This window comes from Novosphingobium sp. SG754, assembly GCF_013149315.1.
In the GTDB taxonomy this organism is placed as follows: domain Bacteria; phylum Pseudomonadota; class Alphaproteobacteria; order Sphingomonadales; family Sphingomonadaceae; genus Novosphingobium; species Novosphingobium capsulatum.
Genome location: NZ_JABGCC010000001.1, coordinates 816,780 through 831,858 on the forward strand (window position 1 = coordinate 816,780; position 15,079 = coordinate 831,858).

Sequence of the window (15,079 nt, forward strand, 5' to 3'; positions counted from 1 at the left end):
GCACGACGGCACAGGGAGGCGAAGTCCATGCCGCCGACGGCGTTGCTAGACGGCAGGCGAGCCCGGAGAAGCCGTTCTCCGTTGCAAAGCCCTGTTCATGCTCAGGACGCCGGCAAGTGCAAGCGCAAGGACGACGGCCACGACCCACGGGAACACGATGGTCCCTGGACCATCAAGCAGAACGCCGCCCAGCATGCCGGCGACGGCGACTGCAGTGTTCCAGCCGGTCGTATACATGGCCTGAGCGACATCCACGGCGCTACCGGCGAAGCGCGCGAGGGCAGCTTGCGTGATCGTCGCGAAGCCGCCCACTGCCAGGCCCCACACGATGACCGTCGGATAAATCGCCGACGCGATGTTGCCGCAAAGGCCCAGCAGCACGACCGCCAAGGCAAAAATCAAGACGCTCGCCACAGCGAAGAGCTCAAGACGACGATCGACGAGCAGGCCGACGAGCCACAGGCCGGCTAAAGACCCCAGGCCGAAGGTGAACAGAACGATGCCTACGCGCCCGGAAAGACCAGAGGGCCGGAGAAGGGGCTCGATATAGATATAGAGGATGTTGTGCGACAGGATGAACGTGAACACCAGAAAGAGGATCGGGCGGATGCCCTGGATGTTGAAAACCGCCACGAGCGACTGACGCTCTTCCTTTGACTGCCCTGGGAAATCCGGGACGACAGCGATCACCCAGACAATCACGACCAGCGACAAAGCAGACATCACGCCGAACGCGCCTTGCCAGCCGACCAGGCTTCCGAGCAACGTCGAAAGCGGCACGCCAAATACGACGGCGATCGTCGCGCCCGACGCGGCGATCGCAATCGCGCGGCCGCTCAGATGCGCCGGTGACATGCGCGCAGCATATCCGGCCAGGAGTGACCACAGGAGTCCGCCGAACACGCCCGCGAGAAAGCGGGCAACGATAGAGAGAAGGTATGGCTGGAGAGCGCGGTGGCTGCATTGACGGCAGCGAAGCCGGCAATGGTCACAAGCAGTAAGGAGCGTCGTCGGACACCTTGCGTGAGCGACGTAACGGGGATGGCGGCGAGAAAGGCTCCCGCCGCATAGGCGGTGATAAACTGGCCCGCGAAGCTGTCGGAAACATGCAGACCGCTTGCGATGGAAGACAGGAGCCCTGCCGGCATGACCTCCGTCAGAAGAGCGATGAAGGCTGCGGTGGCCAGCGCCAGAAGTCCGGAAATCGGCAGTTTGTCCGTTGGCGGAAGCGCCGGATCCGAATTGCACTCGTTAAAACGTACCGTCGATCCCATGCTTATACTTTCGTTCTCGATCTCCATCACATTGTGGAGCTTGCTGCCTGCTTTGCTCACGCGCGACGATGGTCTGCTTTCGGTGCGGAGCGGCGTCGTTGCTCGTCATAACGGGGCCACGCTGCTCGTCGCGTTTGGAGCTTCGCAAGCGGCCATTGCGAGGCTGCAATCACCTGATCGTTGCAGGGCCGATTTCTGGCCCGTATGCAAATCCGCAAGTAGTGGCCATAATCTGGCCAGCGTACTTTCCGGCGAGCAAGCGTATTTATGGATTGGAACGACTTCAGGCTTATCCTCGCCATCAACCGCGCCGGTTCGTTGAAAGGTGCTGCAAGGGAGCTCGGCAACGATCATTCGACGATCTTCCGCTGGCTCAACGCGCTCGAGGCCAAACTCGAAGCGCAGTTGTTCGACAGGAACGGCGGCGCCTACACGCCCACGGAGGCGGGGGACCGCATGCTGCTTGCCGCCGAACGCATGGAGTTGGAGGCACTCGCCGTCGACCGGGAGATTACCGGGCGCGACGCACGTCTTTCGGGTAACCTGCGGATCACCTGCTCGGAGTCCTTGGCCTACCGCATCCTCAACGATCTGCTCGCCCAGTTCAGGTCCAGGCATGAGGGGATTACGGTCGAGCTGCTCGTTGACAATCGGCAGCTCGACCTGCTCCGTCGCGAAGCCGACATCGCGATCCGGGCGACGCGGCCGGTGGAGGGTGATTTGTTCGGGCGGCAGATCGCCGAGACCGCCTGGGCGCTTTATGCCAGTCCTCGCTATCTGGCCGATCACGACCTGCCCGTTACGGCGCCCTTCGAGGGGCATCGCTTCATCGGTTGGGACAGTTCGGCTGTCGCTGCGGCGGCCAAATGGCTGACCGACGCGGTGTCGGGGAATCAGATCGTCTATCGTTCGAGCAGTCTGATCAACCAGATGATGGCGGTGAAGGCGGGGATCGGGATGGCGCTTCTGCCCTGCTACCTGGGCGATCAGGAAACGGATATCGAGAGCGTCTCTCTTCCCGAAGCGGCGCTCACGCGCGAGCTCTGGCTGATTACGCATCGGGATCTTCGCAACACCGCTCGCGTGCGGGCATTCTTCGACATAGTCGGGCAGGGGCTGGTTGACCGCCGCCATCTGCTCGAGGGAAGCGCTCGCCGCGCCGCAGGGTGAAATTGGCTGGTCGGTCGGAGGGAAAGCAATCTACCGACGGAAGCCGAGGCTTCCGGTGGCGACGTGACCGATGCCATAGAAGCATTCCTGATACCGGTGCTGTCAATGCGAGCGACAATCCCGTCGGGTCGTTCGGTGGGCCGAGGTAGCGTACCTGTGGCGATGATCGTCGGAAGGACCATAGGGTCATCGCCTTGGACGCGAGCGACATTTCCGGATGCACCGCCGGTCGGATTGAGCCCACCACGATGACAGATGCGAGACGCGTCTTTGGCTGAGAAACGCACGGCCAAACAAAGCGCGGTACTCTCATGGCGCGGGCTCCTGAAAGTTCTTTTCAGTCCTATTGCGACTCGGTCGCAGTGTCAATAAACATGGGATGTTAGGATCACCCGCTCTATCGCCGAGAGGAACTCACCCGTGCCCAGTCCGACGCTCTCTCTCCATGACATTGCAGATTTCCCGGTGGTGCGCTTCCGCAGCGTGGCTGCCGATCCCGGCTATGGTCCGGCCTGGTGCGCTGAAATGGACGCGCTCATTGAGGGCAGGGCGCGCTTCGTGCTGATCTACCCAAAGGCCGAGCACGACGAGACCCATGAAGACCGCAAGGTCCGCGGTGCCTGGCTGAAGCAGAACAAGGATCGACTTGCAAAGGCGTGCCTGGGCTTGATCGTCGTTGAGCCCGATGCCGCGCGGCGTGCCGAACTGGAAGCTATGCTCCCCAATCTGGTGCGTGCCTTTGGCACGCCACAGGTCGCGACTGGCTCAATGGACGAAGCGCAGGTCCTCGCGCGCCGCCTGCTCGCGGGCGAAGCGCTCGACGTCGTTTGAGCCCGCGCAGGCACTGCAGAGTGCGCGATAGTCAAGAACAGACGATTGATCCCCGGCGGAGGGGGCCAGGGAATGGCAACGGATGGTTGTTCTTGCCCAAACCCCTTGGCGCTCAGCTCTGATTTTCTTCAACCCAGCGGGAGATCGCGATTCGTGCCTCTTTGGGGGCCGGCACCATTTCCGTAGCCCAGGCGACAATGCCATCGGGACGCACGAACATTGCTGAAATGCCAAAGTGCTCTTCGGCTTCTGCGGCGAGGTAGCGGAGCCTGCTGCCGAAAAGGTCCTGGATGCTGGCCAGCGTCGCATCGTGGCTGAAATCGAGCAGGATGGCGCGACCGTCCCGCAGCAATTCACCGAGCAGAGCTCCTCCGGTGAACAGGATGTCCGGCGCACTTCGTCCCACCAGGGGATCGTCACCGCCTAGATCATAGCGGAGCGACACGCCGGACTTACGCTCGGCGAAGTAGCTTGCACCGTCACGCGTTGCGATCACGTCGCGCAGGATGGCAGCGAGCGCTCGTGACGCCGGCTCGGGCCGCATCAGCGCGACCTGGGCCCGCGACCAGTCGAGCACCTGTGCAGCAACCGGGTGTCGCTCGATCTCGTAGCTGTCGAGAAGCCCTGCGGGGGCGTCGCCGCGAATGACGGCGGCGAGTTTCCAGCCAAGATTCAGCGCGTCGCCCAGCCCAAGGTTGAGCCCCTGACCGCCAAGCGGTGAGTGAATGTGCGCGGCGTCGCCCGCCAGCAACACGCGTTCCCGACGGTACGTTTCGGCCTGAAAGGCGCGATCGGTCCAGGTCGTCGACAGCCGCAGCGCTTGAACGTCCACGTCGATGCCCGATACGCGGCGCAGCAGCGCCTCGATGTGCTCTCGCTTGATCGGTTCCGTCCGATGGTGTGCCCCACCGTCGAACTCGGCAATCGTCATCACGCCGGGCTTGGCGTAGACATAGACGCCTGTGGCAGTGACGTGCTGGCCGGGTTGAAGCGCGTCCGGGTCGGAGAGCTCGACCTCGACCGAATAGGCAGTGAACTCCGGATCGGTTCCGCTAAAGCCGAAGCCGCCGGCCTTGCGCCCAATGCTGCGACCGCCATCGCAACCGACCAGCCAACGCCCCCGAAACGTCTCATTGCCAGCACCGACGACAACTTCACCCGCCGATTGATCGACGCTAGCGACATCGACCCCGCGACGAAGCTCGACACCGAGCTCTTCTGCGCGCCTCGCCAGTTCCGCCTCGAGATGTTCCAAGGTTGTCGGCATGCCGAGACCACCTGGCCCTGGGAGATAATACGGCCAGCGGGTGCTCTCAATATTCTCCTCGAAGAACTGTATGCCGGCGAAGTGGCCGACTGGCCGGCGTGCCTGCTGCATCCAGTGACCGACCTTGCGTATGTCATGCGGCTGCCCGGTCGAGATCTGATCGAGCAATCCGCGCCGATGAAAGGCGTCGAGGCTGGTCGCCGACAGGCCCCTCATTCCGAACGGCAGTCGTTTCAGCGGGGAGGCTGGATCGGTGGCCTTCTCCAGCACCAACACGGAACAGCCACCGAGCCCGAGCTCGCACGCCAGGAACAGGCCAACCGGGCCGGCACCGGCGATCAGGACATCATACATCTTGACCATGGCGCTCAAGCCTCCCGATCCGGCTGGCGCGTTGATGCGGAACGAGCATCCTGGTGCGCCACGGCGTTGTTGAAGAAGTCGAGCATGCCGAGCGGCGCCTGCTCATCGATCATGAGCTCCAGCATACGGTGCGCGTCTGACGCGGAGGTTGCGGCCCGAGCGAACATCTCTCGCTCGTAAGCGGCAAGCGCGGCCTCGCGATCGTTGGGATGAGCGGTGATCGCCGCCGCGAGTTCGGCGCCGTCGAGCAGGGCCAAGTTCGCACCCTCGCCAGCCGGGGGAGCAAGGTGCGCAGCGTCGCCGATTAGCGTTACACCCGGAACGCGAGGCCAGCTCAATCCGGTTGGAAGAGAATAGAGCGGCCTGAACACAGGCGGTGTGTCCGCTTCGGTGATCAACGCCGTGAGCGCGGGGGACCAGCCTTCAAACTCGGCGGCCAATTGGGTCCGAACCGCGATCGGATTGCCGAAGTCCATTGATGCGAACCAGTCTACGGGTCGGGCAAGAGCGATGTAGGCATGAAGAACGGCCCCGGGTTCGCGGTGCGCGAAGATGCCTTTCCCCGGTGCGGGAACCATCAGTCCCCCGGTGCCAGCCGCACTGGCTGTCGCTGGATGACGTGTGTCCACATCGTGGAGCCACGTCTCGATGAAGGATACACGCGTGTAGGCGGGCGCGGCGCTGCTCAGCAGCGGCCGTACCTTCGACCACGCGCCGTCGGCGCCGACGAGCAGATCGCTGGTGCTGACCGATCCGCCCTCGAACGTCAGTTGGTGCTGTCCCGCGCCAAGCGGAGCAACAGCCGAGAGTCTGTGTCCCCACTGGACGGTTCCATCGGGCAAGGAGTCGAGCAGGATGCGGCGAAGCTCGCCGCGAGGGACTTCGGGCCGACCACCCGTGCCGTCGTCCGCCTCCTCAAACAGGACCGTTCCCGCAGTATCAAGCAGCCGTGTCGCTTCCCCGCCCGGGTGGACGATTGCGCGGAAAGCTTCCGTCAGCCCCGCCGCGGCGAGCGCGACCTGACCGTCGTGGGCATGAATGTCGAGCAGGCCGCCCTGCGATCGCGCGACCGGCGATAGCTCCGCCTCATACACTGTGACGGGAACGCCATGGAGATAGAGAATGCGGGCAAGGATCAGGCCCCCGAGGCCGGCACCGATGATTGTGACAGGGACCAAAGCAACGCTCCATTCAAGACTGGAACACTGTTCCATGATTCTCTATTGGATCGGCGTTCCAGAACTGTCAATACAGGTGGCATGCCTGATCACACCAGACGAACCGATCGCCGTGCAGAGGCCCTCACGAAGGACGTGATCGTGGAAACCGCGATCGCGATCCTCGACACGCAAGGCGTGGCTGGTCTGACGTTCCGAGCCCTTGCGAAACAGCTCGTGACAGGAAGCGGTGCGATTTACTGGCATGTGGCGGACAAGGACGCCCTTCTCGCCGCTGCGGCCGACCGGATCATTGCCATGGCGCTACCTCCGCCTGTCGAGGGTACTTCGCCCCGGGAGGCCATCCGCGCGCTGGCCATGGCAGTGTTCGACACATTGGAGACGCATCCTTGGGTAGGTGCGCAGCTTTCAGGCGACCCCTGGCAATATGCAGTCCTGAGGATCCTGGAGGGTGTCGGCGCCCAGTTGGACGCGCTGGGGGTGTCGGAGGCCAATCGGTTCAATGCCGCAACGGCATTGCTGAGCTTCATTCTCGGGCTCGCCGGTCAATATGCGCTGCGCGCGCGCCGATTGGCGGCCGGTGCTAACCGCGCTGAAATTTTGGGCGCCATTGCCGCCCAATGGTCCCAACTCGATCCGAAGCGTCATCCCTTCGTGCGGCAGGTCGCGGCGCAGTTGGCGGATCACGACGACCGCGAGCAGTTCCTGGCCGGGATCGACCTGATCCTGGCCGGCATCGCAGGCCCAGATTAATCGGATCGCGGGCGCCGCTAAACTAAGGCGGCAGACAGCAATGGGGCAGTCCTGCTCGGTGACGGACGGGTATCAGGCGCCAGTGGACGATTAACTGCCGATGATCGGCTTCAACGCATCGATGATCGGCGCAACGACGGCGTACGCTGCCTCGGCAGCCTGCTCTGGCTTCTGATCGCGGATTGCGGTCAGGATACGGCGGTGAGCGGCGAGGTCCGGCTCCGGAACGTCGACCTGCGCGAGGGCCGCCGACGTATTGGCGCGGACTGACGCAGCGAAGTAACGATAGAGATCGGTTAATGCCTCGTTATGCGAGGCCTGCGCCACGGCGAGGTGGAACTCAGCGTCATTTTCGACGAAGGCTTCGGTGTCCGGTTCCTTGGCGAGGTCGCCACGTGCGTCGAGGAGCTTGGTCAGCCGCTTTAGATCCTGCTTCGTGCGCCTCTCGGCTGCCAGGCGTGCCGCCGCTGTTTCCAAGACGGCCCGCATCTCGAAATGGTCAAGGAGGCTTGTCCGCGCGACGCGGCGCATCACCTCGGCGGAATCGATACTGGAGCGGACATAGGTTCCGTCACCCTGCCGCACTTCGAGAAGCTTGGCGTGGGAAAGGACGCGAACGGCCTCCCGCACGGTATTGCGCCCGACCTGAAGCATGTCGGCCAGTTCCGCTTCTTTGGGAATGCGCTCGCCGACCTTCCATGCGCCGGTTTCCACCTGCGTACGGATGAGATCGATGGCCGTCTCGACAAGGGAGCGACGCGGAGCTTGGGGAAGTGCATTCGAGGCGGACATGGTCGCGATTCTATCAGGAAAAACCGGATCATCCCACCTATGGATGTCCCAGGTGGGAGGTTTGTTCATCCACATCCGGCTGCCGGCGAGACATAATTCGTCTTCCTTATCCGTGCGCCAGGTTGTCTCCTGCCTCGGCGGGCAGTCGCCAATAGGCGATCGTTGGCGCCAGCGTGAGCAGGGCCGTGAAGACGAACGCCCACCGGAAATCAGGGACGGTGAAGCGGTGATCAGCCGCTAGATGTCCACCTGCGCGCAGGACGCTCGCGAACCGCAAGCAGACGGCACCAAAAGCGATACCGAGAGCCGTCGTCATCTGCTGCATGGTGCTCCACACTGTACTGGCGGAGCTTTTCAGCTCCTCACGAACGTCGGCGTAACTCAAGGCCGTCATCGTCGAGAGTTGCAGTGAACGGGTGACCCCATAGAGAAAAAGCACCAGGAACAGGGCAGGTCCCCCTGTCGATGGCGCCAGGCTTGCAAAAGCCAGGATCGTCAAGGCCACGGCCGTTCCGTTGGCAATCGCCACGGCTCGAAAGCCGAAGCGTCGCACAATCGGCGTGGTCAGCGCCTTCATGCCCAGATTGCCGATCGCCGAGACCAGCAGCAGCAGGCCGGAATGGAAGGCAGAGAGGCCAAAGCCGATCTGAAACAGGAGTGGGCACAGATAAGGCACGGCCTCGATCCCCGCCCTGGCAAATCCGCCCCACCAGACCGAGGCGGTGTAGGTTCGCACGCCGAATACGGAGAGGTTGAGGATCGGATGAGGCGTTTCTCGAAGGTGGCGGATGGCAAAAAGCCCGACGGCGATGCCGCTGCTGATGAAGCCACCCGCGAGAAAAAGGCTGACGTCCGTGCGGCTCGCCAATTCCATCCCGAACACCAGCGAAACAAGGGATGTGCTGGTCATCACAAGGCCTGGGACATCGAGCCTTTTCGGATCGCGGGCAGACTCATTGGGAACGAAGATGACGATGGCCGCGAACGCTGCGATCGAAAATGGCACATTGAGAAAGAAGATCCAGTGCCAGGACGCATAGGTTGTAATGAGGCCGCCGACCGTCGGTCCGAGAACCGGCGCGATGATCGCGGGCCAGGTGATGGTCGATATCGCGCGCATCATATGCGTCTGGTCGGTATTTCGTGCGACAATCATACGGCCCACCGGCACCATCATGGCCCCGCCGGCGCCCTGCAACACGCGTGCGGCCGTGAAGAAGAGGACGCTGTCGGCCGATCCGCATAGCACGGAGGCGATCGTGAAGATAACGACCGCGCCGCCGAATACGGTCCGGGCACCGTACCGGTCGGCAATCCATCCGCTGATCGGAATGAGCACGGCGAGCGTAAGCATATAGGCTGTCATGCCTAAGCTCACCTCGTTCGGGCCGACGTGGAAGGATCGCGCCATCTGCGGCAATGCGGTGGCGATGATCGTCGTATCCAGATTTTCCATGAAATAGGTGGCGGCCACGATCCCGGGAAGGACGATGCTGTTTCTCTCTCTGCCTCGCATGGCCAACGCTTCCTTTACGCTCACACGCCCCATCGCTCGAAGCACAGCGGCGCGGCCGATACCGATGAGGCGCTACCCCCATCGCACACTGTGATGCCGATCGGGAAAAATAGAGGATTTGCCGACTTGGGAAGACCGTGACGATTGTGACGATCGGCTGCACTCGCCCGGAGAGAGTGCGACATTGTATAGCCTAGCGGCGCTCGTTCGCCGCTTGGAATCCTGGCTGCTGGAAAGGATGGGCGTCAGCAAAGGCGGGCAGAGCGAAACAGCGACTGGCCAAAGCCTCTACGGCCGGGAATGCGGTGCGATCCATCCTGTAGACATCGGCAAGCGCGACCTGGCCCGCGATGCAGATGTCGGCGATCGTCAGGTCCTGACCGAGCGCAAAGGGCGCTGCCGGACGCTGGCCCAGGAGCCGCTCATAAGCCCCGAGCCCTTCCGCGACCCAGTGCCGGCACCATCTCTCGATGGCCGCCCCATCGGCGCTGAAAGCCTCTCCCAGATATTTGCGCACACGCGGGACGGTAAGGGGGTGGGTGTCGGCTGATGAGACAAGCGCGAGCGAGCGGGCATAGGCACGCTCGCGCGGCGCGGTAGGCAGGAGTGCCGGTTCCGGCTGGATTTCATCGAGATACTCGATGATCGCCAGCGACTGGGAGAGGCGGTGGCCACCGTGGACGAGCGTTGGAACGGCATGTTCGGCATTCACTTCCGCGTAAGCGGCATCGAATTGCCGTCCGGAGAGGATGTCGACATCGATTTCCTCAAAGGCGAGATCTTTGAGCGAAAGAGCAACGCGAACGCGAAATGCGGCGTTCGACCGCCAAAAGCCGTAAAGCTGAAGTGTCACTGTATGATCCTATGAAAATTTGCCCGCTTGTTAGCGGAACGGATGCTGGACGTCGCATTTGATATGCTTGTCGAGCGGCAAGCGGGCTCTGCAATCGGGCAAGCGGGTAGGGAATCGTCAACGCTGCCTGCGGATCAACTATCGAGATCGCTTCCTGGTATCCGAACACGCGGTAAGGTCTCAAGGTTGAGCCCGTCGATGCACCTTACGTTGACCGCCCATCCGTCGAATGAAGACTTGCCCTCGTCGATTTCCGCTTTCGTGAGCGCGCTGGGCCGGCGGAAGGGCATAATGCCACATTCGGGACAGATATAATCTGCTGCGGTCCCTGTCCCCCACCGGTAAATGATGAGCCGATCCAGCGGCGTCAGGAAGCGTATCGCATTCGGCGCGACCCGGAAGATGAGCGCTCCGCGACGACGACATATGGAACAGTCGCATTCCCGAACATGGTCGATATCTGCCTCAATCTCGAAACGAGCAATGCCACAATGACATTCGCCTCGGTAGGTTGGCATCGGTCTTCACTCCCATTCGAAACAGCTCTCCAGCATGGCACCGCCAGGGAAGCCGGTTGCACCAGCTCGCAGTTCTCTGCCCGCCTATCTCCTGGCCGTCCGCTCCGCACCGATCCCCTATCGACCGTTCAGCCTGTCCGCGGAGCGGATGATGAAATCGGCCGTGTGGGGGGCTCCAACGGCGATAGTCCATGGTCTGGGCCTCAAGGCAGGACTCGTCGATGCTCCGACGCCGGCGGCCTTCCGTCGCACGAAGCCTTGCCCGCGTCGATCACTGCTTCAGTTAGAGCGCCGCGCCGAGGGAAGGGCGTTATGCTGCGTTGCGTTCTGCGGTCGAGGCGCGCTCGATCCGCTGAACTGCGACCGCTTTCAACCGTGGCGGCGCAAGGCGTCCACTATACTTGGCCTGGCCTCCAACCGCTCGAGGTAGCTCGATAATGCCGGCCACCGCGAGAGATCGAGCCCTTTGCCGGGCGCCCACCGCGCGATAGCGAAACAATAAGCATCGGCTACGCTGAACTGCGCGCCGAGCAGAAACGCGTCGGTTTGCAGATGCCGCTCGAGAAAATTGAACCTCTCGGCGATCCGCGATCTTGCAACGTCCGCTGCCTGTTCTCCATATTCAGGATGAAAGAGCCACGGGCTGAAGCCCTTGTGAAGCTCGGTTGCGATAAAAGTCAGCCACTCTTGGGTTCGGTACCACGCTCGCCCGCTTTGATCGGCTGGCGCGTCTACGCGTTGGTCGTTCAGATATTGCAGGATGGCAACGCCTTCGGTGAGGAAATCGCCGTCGTCCAATCCCAGAACCGGTACGTAACCCTTCGGATTGACCAACTGTAGATCGGTACCGTCCTCAAGAATATGGGGTATTGTCCTGATATCGACGCGGATCAGCTCGAGTGCCACGCCGACTTCATTGGCCGCGATCAATGCGGCAAGTGAACAGGCGCCATGCGCGTAGTAAAGCTTCATGCCGGAAAATCCTCAAGTTCGAACCCCTTCAGCTTAACGCGCTCGGCGGTTGTTCAAACTTTCGTTTGGGCAACCGAAGCTTGCCGGCAGGCAAACATGATGAAGGCCTCCCTTTTCCGACAGCAGCCTTGAGGCCATGCTCGGCTTATGATCCAGGGCCGCCGTCGAGATCGCCAACGCATTGCAGGTCTGGCTCCGTCGCCGCCCTCCGCTTGAGATCCTGAGCTTGCCGTACGACGCCGGGAAAAAGAGCATCCGGGGCAACTTTGTAGCTCTGGATCAGATGCACCGCCCACGCATAGTGCTGCGCGCCGGCGGCGCAGGTATCGCTGCCCCCGTCGCTTTCGCCCCATACCTTGCGCCACGGCGCCGGCGGCTGCTGCGTCAGGATGGCATGGAAATCACCAGTCTCGCCTTCTCCATCGACGTACGCGATTGAGCGGCTTCCATCCCGGACCACGCGGAACTTGTGGATGATGAAGCGCGCTTCGGGCCTTGTGTCGCCGTCATGCAGGACTTTGAGAATTGCGGTGCGCTCTGCACTGCCGGGCTTCGGCGTGTAAACCTGTGGGATGGCAGCGTGGGCCGAGGTGAGGGCGAGGAGCGACGATAATGCAAGTGAAGGGAATTTCATCATAGCGGGCAACAACCTGAAACAGAAAATAGCAACGATGATTGCGGGAATGATCGGTGAGATTCAGCTTGTCGACAAGCTCTGTTCACGACCGCAGCGGTTTCGAGCCAAGCTTGATAATAGTGGCGGCGAGTTGAGAGGCCGCGCACCATTCGCAGCGACGACGCTGCGAAGGCTCGTGCTAAGAGTGGTCAGTCTCTCGCCCCAAAGTGCTAACACTACTCCGTCGGCGTGAGGCCAACAATGCCTCTGCGAGTTCGTGTCGTGCACTCCACACATAACACCAGCGGCATTTACCGATCAGAGAAGAGCTGCTTGTCTTGGCGGTGGTTTCGGGCTCCGCCACAGGAACGACCGCAACGGACCCGGAATGGCGGATATCTGGTGCGCGTTCGCGAGCAGGGGAGCGGGGCGCCGGCAAACTTGTGACGCTGACCAGTTCACAGTTCTCGGCAGGGGGCCTTGAGAAATGACCGATCGACCAGGAACTGGCATGACGCGAACGGCGGAAAACTGGCAACATCTTTCTAACATTGCCCTTATAGGCGCCGTTAGCACCGTCACCCGGCCGCATTTGCGAAGTGTTGTCAGTCATCCTGTAAACTTGAGATCCTAGAGCCGGATGCGTGCGCGGCAGCAGGATGAATTCGACAAGAGACCGGCGACATCTGTTGACTCGACTGCCGGCGCACAGTCGAACGCGCGGGCCACGCTCTTGGCTACTTTCGCGCAAGAATATGACGGGTTGTTGGCGAAACTGACTGCTCGACTTCGATCACGCGAGGCGGCCCTGGACGCGCTCCACGACGTTTACATCAAATTGAGAGCGACACCGGACCTGACGGTCCCGCTGCACCCTGGGGCCTATTTATATCGTGCAGCGGTCAATCACGCGTTGAATTCCAAGCGCAAATGGAGCCGTGCGCTGAGCGTTGAGCCGGCCCGGTTGGAGGCGGTGCTCGACCCGGCGCCCGATCCTGAGCGGATCGCGCTTGCGGCGATCGAAATGGAAAGGGCACTCGCTGCCCTCCATGAACTGCCGAGCAAACGGCGGGAGATCTTTCTGGCGCGGTGGCGCGACGAACGCACGAACGGCGATATAGCGGTGGCGTTCGGCATGCATAAGCGGTCCGTCCAAAAAGATTTGGCGTGGACGGAGCGGTATTTGCGCAGGGCCCTCGGCTGGCCGGGAGGGCGTTGATGTTGCCCGGAGCGCCAAACGCGCACTGCCCGTCATACTTCAAAGCTTCACCCGCAACTCCTCCAGCCTTTCCAGGCAAAGCTCGTTGACGACGTTCCCCAGTTGCTCGACGCGCTCGGACAAGTAAGCAAATTCCTCGTCCGTCATCTTGAACTGGTTGGAATGGCGGGCCTTCACATAGGCATCCTTCAACTTGAGGAAGCGCGCCTCCAGCTTGCGAGTATCACGCGGCCAGACATCCACAAGGCGCTGGGAGATCCGATCGGCATGGCCCCGCAGGAATTTGAGGTTATGGCTGTACGGCGTATAGAAAGTGTAGACGAGGAGAACACAATAATAGAGCCGTTCGGCGGCCTGCTGCAGATTGTAGGCCGCGTCCGGATACCGCTTATCTTGATAGCAGAACTGAAAAATTACGCGCGACGAGACAGCTAGTTCAAACCATTGGTCATAATATTCTTTGGCCATATCATAGGCCTGCTGGGGCGTCTTGGGCTTGGGTGTCGCCAGTTCGGTGTCGTCAGACTGATAGAGTGCAATTCCGTCACGTGCGATGTCCATGAAAAAGTACCGGCCGTGGGCAAGTCCATCGTTCACCTCTTGCAGGGTGTGAACGATGAAATTGACCGGCGTGCGTAGCCGGTTGAGGATCATGGTTTCGACGTTGATCCGATCTTCGGCCTTGTCCCAATATTTGAGCCAGTCCGTCAGCTCTTTCTGGTTGACGATGATGAGCAGGTCAAAATCCGAGCGATAGCCGCGCTCTGTGTGCGGCTCGTGCACCCAGCGGCCGGTTGCGTAGGATCCATAGAGAATGATCTTGAGGATGCGGCCAAGCTTACGGGGGCCCGTCGGCTCGCCATGGGCGTTCTGGAATTCCTCGAACAGGAGTTGGATGACCCGATCGAGTTCGCGTCGTTTGCCTGCCGGGAGATGGTCGAGATCAGTCTTCATTGTGTCGATGTCGCTTGATCAGGTCAGAGGAAACTGGGACGGATCGTCTTCCCAAGGATTGAAGATTGCCGCCCCGCTGTGGCGCGTGTCCTTCACGTTGCGGGTCACGAGGCAGAGATCATGTTCTATCGCGGTGGCAGCGAGCAGCGTGTCTATGACCGGTGGGGCTTGTCCCGTCCTGCGTTTGACTTCGCCCGACATGGCGCCCCATCGATAGACGACTTTATCGTCAACCGAGAGCAGCCGGTCGCTGAAACGATGCGCAAGCGCGTCTCGAGCCGCCATGTAGCGCGAGCGATCAGGATGTTCGGGCTCGAGGTTGTGGATGCCCTTGTCAAACTCCGCTAGGGTCAGGACGCTGAGGAACATCCGATGCTCAGGCTGCGCGCTTGCCCACGTCTTGACGCTCGGCGCGCCGTTGGGGCTCGCCAGTGCAGAGACGATATGGGTGTCGAGCAGCCAACCCTTCACAGGGCAACATCCCGGCCCAGATCGACCTCGCGCTCAAGGTTGAGGCCCTCGAGCCCCAGCCCCTCCAGGAAGGGGAGGAAAGCGGGTTTGCTTGGATCCTGGGGGAGAAGTCGATCGAGTTCGGCGACGCTGATGACGACCACCGCATCGCGGCCGCGGACGGTGACACGTTGCGGTCCCTCGCTCTGCGCGCGCCTGACAACTTCGCTGAAACGCGCCTTCGCGTCTTCCAGCTTCCACGCCGCAGGCAGGGCGGATTTTTCCTTGCTTCCTTTGCGAACAGCGCGTCCCACTTGATTTCTCCTGACTAGCTAGTCAGATATAGCGCTACG

Annotated in this window: 16 protein-coding genes; 4 read left to right on the top strand and 12 right to left on the bottom strand. The window is 61.7% G+C overall.

The genetic code is table 11. From position 1 onward, the window contains the following. Positions 1 to 45: 45 nt before the first annotated feature. The gene (locus tag FHW97_RS03870) at positions 46 to 903 is read right to left on the bottom strand and encodes an MFS transporter (protein WP_370525273.1); all 858 of its coding nucleotides are present in this window, start codon (positions 901 to 903) and stop codon (positions 46 to 48) included. Further along, entirely contained in the window at positions 837 to 1,334 is a 498-nt protein-coding gene (locus tag FHW97_RS22015) for a hypothetical protein (protein ID WP_253941538.1), read from the bottom strand. The genes FHW97_RS03870 and FHW97_RS22015 overlap by 67 nt, the downstream gene beginning before the upstream one ends. Positions 1,335 to 1,541: 207 nt before the next feature. On the opposite strand from FHW97_RS22015, the gene FHW97_RS03875 reads away from it, so the two are divergent. Continuing rightward, positions 1,542 to 2,444, top strand: a complete 903-nt coding sequence (locus FHW97_RS03875) for a LysR family transcriptional regulator (protein WP_171798039.1) — start codon at positions 1,542 to 1,544, stop codon at positions 2,442 to 2,444. A 420-nt stretch (positions 2,445 to 2,864) separates the two neighbouring features. Next, the gene (locus FHW97_RS03880) at positions 2,865 to 3,275 is read left to right on the top strand and encodes a GntR family transcriptional regulator (protein ID WP_171798040.1); all 411 of its coding nucleotides are present in this window, start codon (positions 2,865 to 2,867) and stop codon (positions 3,273 to 3,275) included. A 112-nt stretch (positions 3,276 to 3,387) separates the two neighbouring features. Here FHW97_RS03880 and FHW97_RS03885 read toward each other — a convergent pair whose 3' ends face one another. Further along, positions 3,388 to 4,905 (bottom strand): FAD-dependent monooxygenase, encoded by a 1,518-nt coding sequence (locus tag FHW97_RS03885; RefSeq protein ID WP_171798041.1) that lies wholly within the window; start codon positions 4,903 to 4,905, stop codon positions 3,388 to 3,390. 5 nt (positions 4,906 to 4,910) lie between these two features. Then, complete coding sequence (locus FHW97_RS03890; protein ID WP_171798042.1) at positions 4,911 to 6,119, bottom strand: NAD(P)/FAD-dependent oxidoreductase; 1,209 nt, start codon at positions 6,117 to 6,119, stop codon at positions 4,911 to 4,913. A gap of 45 nt (positions 6,120 to 6,164) precedes the next feature. Here FHW97_RS03890 and FHW97_RS03895 point away from each other — a divergent pair, with 45 nt between their 5' ends. Further along, positions 6,165 to 6,836 carry a TetR/AcrR family transcriptional regulator gene (locus FHW97_RS03895; RefSeq protein WP_171798043.1) on the top strand — a complete coding sequence of 224 codons (672 nt, stop codon included), beginning with the start codon at positions 6,165 to 6,167 and terminating at the stop codon, positions 6,834 to 6,836. Between the two features lie 90 nt (positions 6,837 to 6,926). On the opposite strand, the gene FHW97_RS03900 is transcribed toward FHW97_RS03895, so the two are convergent. The 5 genes from FHW97_RS03900 to FHW97_RS03920 all read right to left on the bottom strand — a co-directional run bounded on the left by FHW97_RS03900 (position 6,927) and on the right by FHW97_RS03920 (position 12,124). Next, complete coding sequence (locus FHW97_RS03900; protein ID WP_171798044.1) at positions 6,927 to 7,628, bottom strand: FadR/GntR family transcriptional regulator; 702 nt, start codon at positions 7,626 to 7,628, stop codon at positions 6,927 to 6,929. Positions 7,629 to 7,734: 106 nt separating this feature from the next. Then, positions 7,735 to 9,102 carry an MFS transporter gene (locus FHW97_RS03905; protein ID WP_216647621.1) on the bottom strand — a complete coding sequence of 456 codons (1,368 nt, stop codon included), beginning with the start codon at positions 9,100 to 9,102 and terminating at the stop codon, positions 7,735 to 7,737. 235 nt (positions 9,103 to 9,337) lie between these two features. Next, positions 9,338 to 9,997, bottom strand: a complete 660-nt coding sequence (gene maiA / locus FHW97_RS03910) for a maleylacetoacetate isomerase (RefSeq protein ID WP_171798046.1) — start codon at positions 9,995 to 9,997, stop codon at positions 9,338 to 9,340. Between the two features lie 887 nt (positions 9,998 to 10,884). Continuing rightward, positions 10,885 to 11,487, bottom strand: coding sequence for a glutathione binding-like protein (locus FHW97_RS03915; RefSeq protein ID WP_171798047.1), 603 nt, complete (start codon positions 11,485 to 11,487; stop codon positions 10,885 to 10,887). Between the two features lie 145 nt (positions 11,488 to 11,632). Then, positions 11,633 to 12,124, bottom strand: a complete 492-nt coding sequence (locus tag FHW97_RS03920; RefSeq protein WP_171798048.1) for a hypothetical protein — start codon at positions 12,122 to 12,124, stop codon at positions 11,633 to 11,635. Positions 12,125 to 12,743: 619 nt separating this feature from the next. Between FHW97_RS03920 and FHW97_RS03925 the strand changes: the two genes are divergently transcribed. Beyond that, positions 12,744 to 13,322: an RNA polymerase sigma factor gene (locus tag FHW97_RS03925; RefSeq protein WP_171798049.1), complete on the top strand. Its 579-nt coding sequence runs from the start codon at positions 12,744 to 12,746 to the stop codon at positions 13,320 to 13,322. Positions 13,323 to 13,361: 39 nt separating this feature from the next. Here the strand turns inward: FHW97_RS03925 and FHW97_RS03930 are convergent, their stop codons facing one another. The 3 genes from FHW97_RS03930 to FHW97_RS03940 are packed head-to-tail and all read right to left on the bottom strand — an operon-like array spanning position 13,362 to position 15,040. Next, positions 13,362 to 14,276, bottom strand: coding sequence for a nucleotidyltransferase and HEPN domain-containing protein (locus FHW97_RS03930; RefSeq protein ID WP_171798050.1), 915 nt, complete (start codon positions 14,274 to 14,276; stop codon positions 13,362 to 13,364). An 18-nt stretch (positions 14,277 to 14,294) separates the two neighbouring features. Next, complete coding sequence (locus FHW97_RS03935) at positions 14,295 to 14,747, bottom strand: type II toxin-antitoxin system VapC family toxin (RefSeq protein WP_171798051.1); 453 nt, start codon at positions 14,745 to 14,747, stop codon at positions 14,295 to 14,297. Beyond that, positions 14,744 to 15,040 carry a type II toxin-antitoxin system Phd/YefM family antitoxin gene (locus FHW97_RS03940; RefSeq protein ID WP_171798052.1) on the bottom strand — a complete coding sequence of 99 codons (297 nt, stop codon included), beginning with the start codon at positions 15,038 to 15,040 and terminating at the stop codon, positions 14,744 to 14,746. The genes FHW97_RS03935 and FHW97_RS03940 overlap by 4 nt, the downstream gene beginning before the upstream one ends. Positions 15,041 to 15,079 lie beyond the last annotated feature (39 nt).

Coding starts and splice junctions, on each gene's coding strand:
- FHW97_RS03895 (WP_171798043.1), top strand. CDS start 6,165: ATGCCTGATCACACCAGACGAACCGATCGCCGTGCAGAGGCCCTCACG.
- FHW97_RS03920 (WP_171798048.1), bottom strand. CDS start 12,124: ATGATGAAATTCCCTTCACTTGCATTATCGTCGCTCCTCGCCCTCACC.
- FHW97_RS03890 (WP_171798042.1), bottom strand. CDS start 6,119: ATGGAACAGTGTTCCAGTCTTGAATGGAGCGTTGCTTTGGTCCCTGTC.
- FHW97_RS03885 (WP_171798041.1), bottom strand. CDS start 4,905: ATGGTCAAGATGTATGATGTCCTGATCGCCGGTGCCGGCCCGGTTGGC.
- FHW97_RS03875 (WP_171798039.1), top strand. CDS start 1,542: ATGGATTGGAACGACTTCAGGCTTATCCTCGCCATCAACCGCGCCGGT.
- FHW97_RS03915 (WP_171798047.1), bottom strand. CDS start 11,487: ATGAAGCTTTACTACGCGCATGGCGCCTGTTCACTTGCCGCATTGATC.
- FHW97_RS03930 (WP_171798050.1), bottom strand. CDS start 14,276: ATGAAGACTGATCTCGACCATCTCCCGGCAGGCAAACGACGCGAACTC.
- FHW97_RS03900 (WP_171798044.1), bottom strand. CDS start 7,628: ATGTCCGCCTCGAATGCACTTCCCCAAGCTCCGCGTCGCTCCCTTGTC.
- FHW97_RS03925 (WP_171798049.1), top strand. CDS start 12,744: ATGCGTGCGCGGCAGCAGGATGAATTCGACAAGAGACCGGCGACATCT.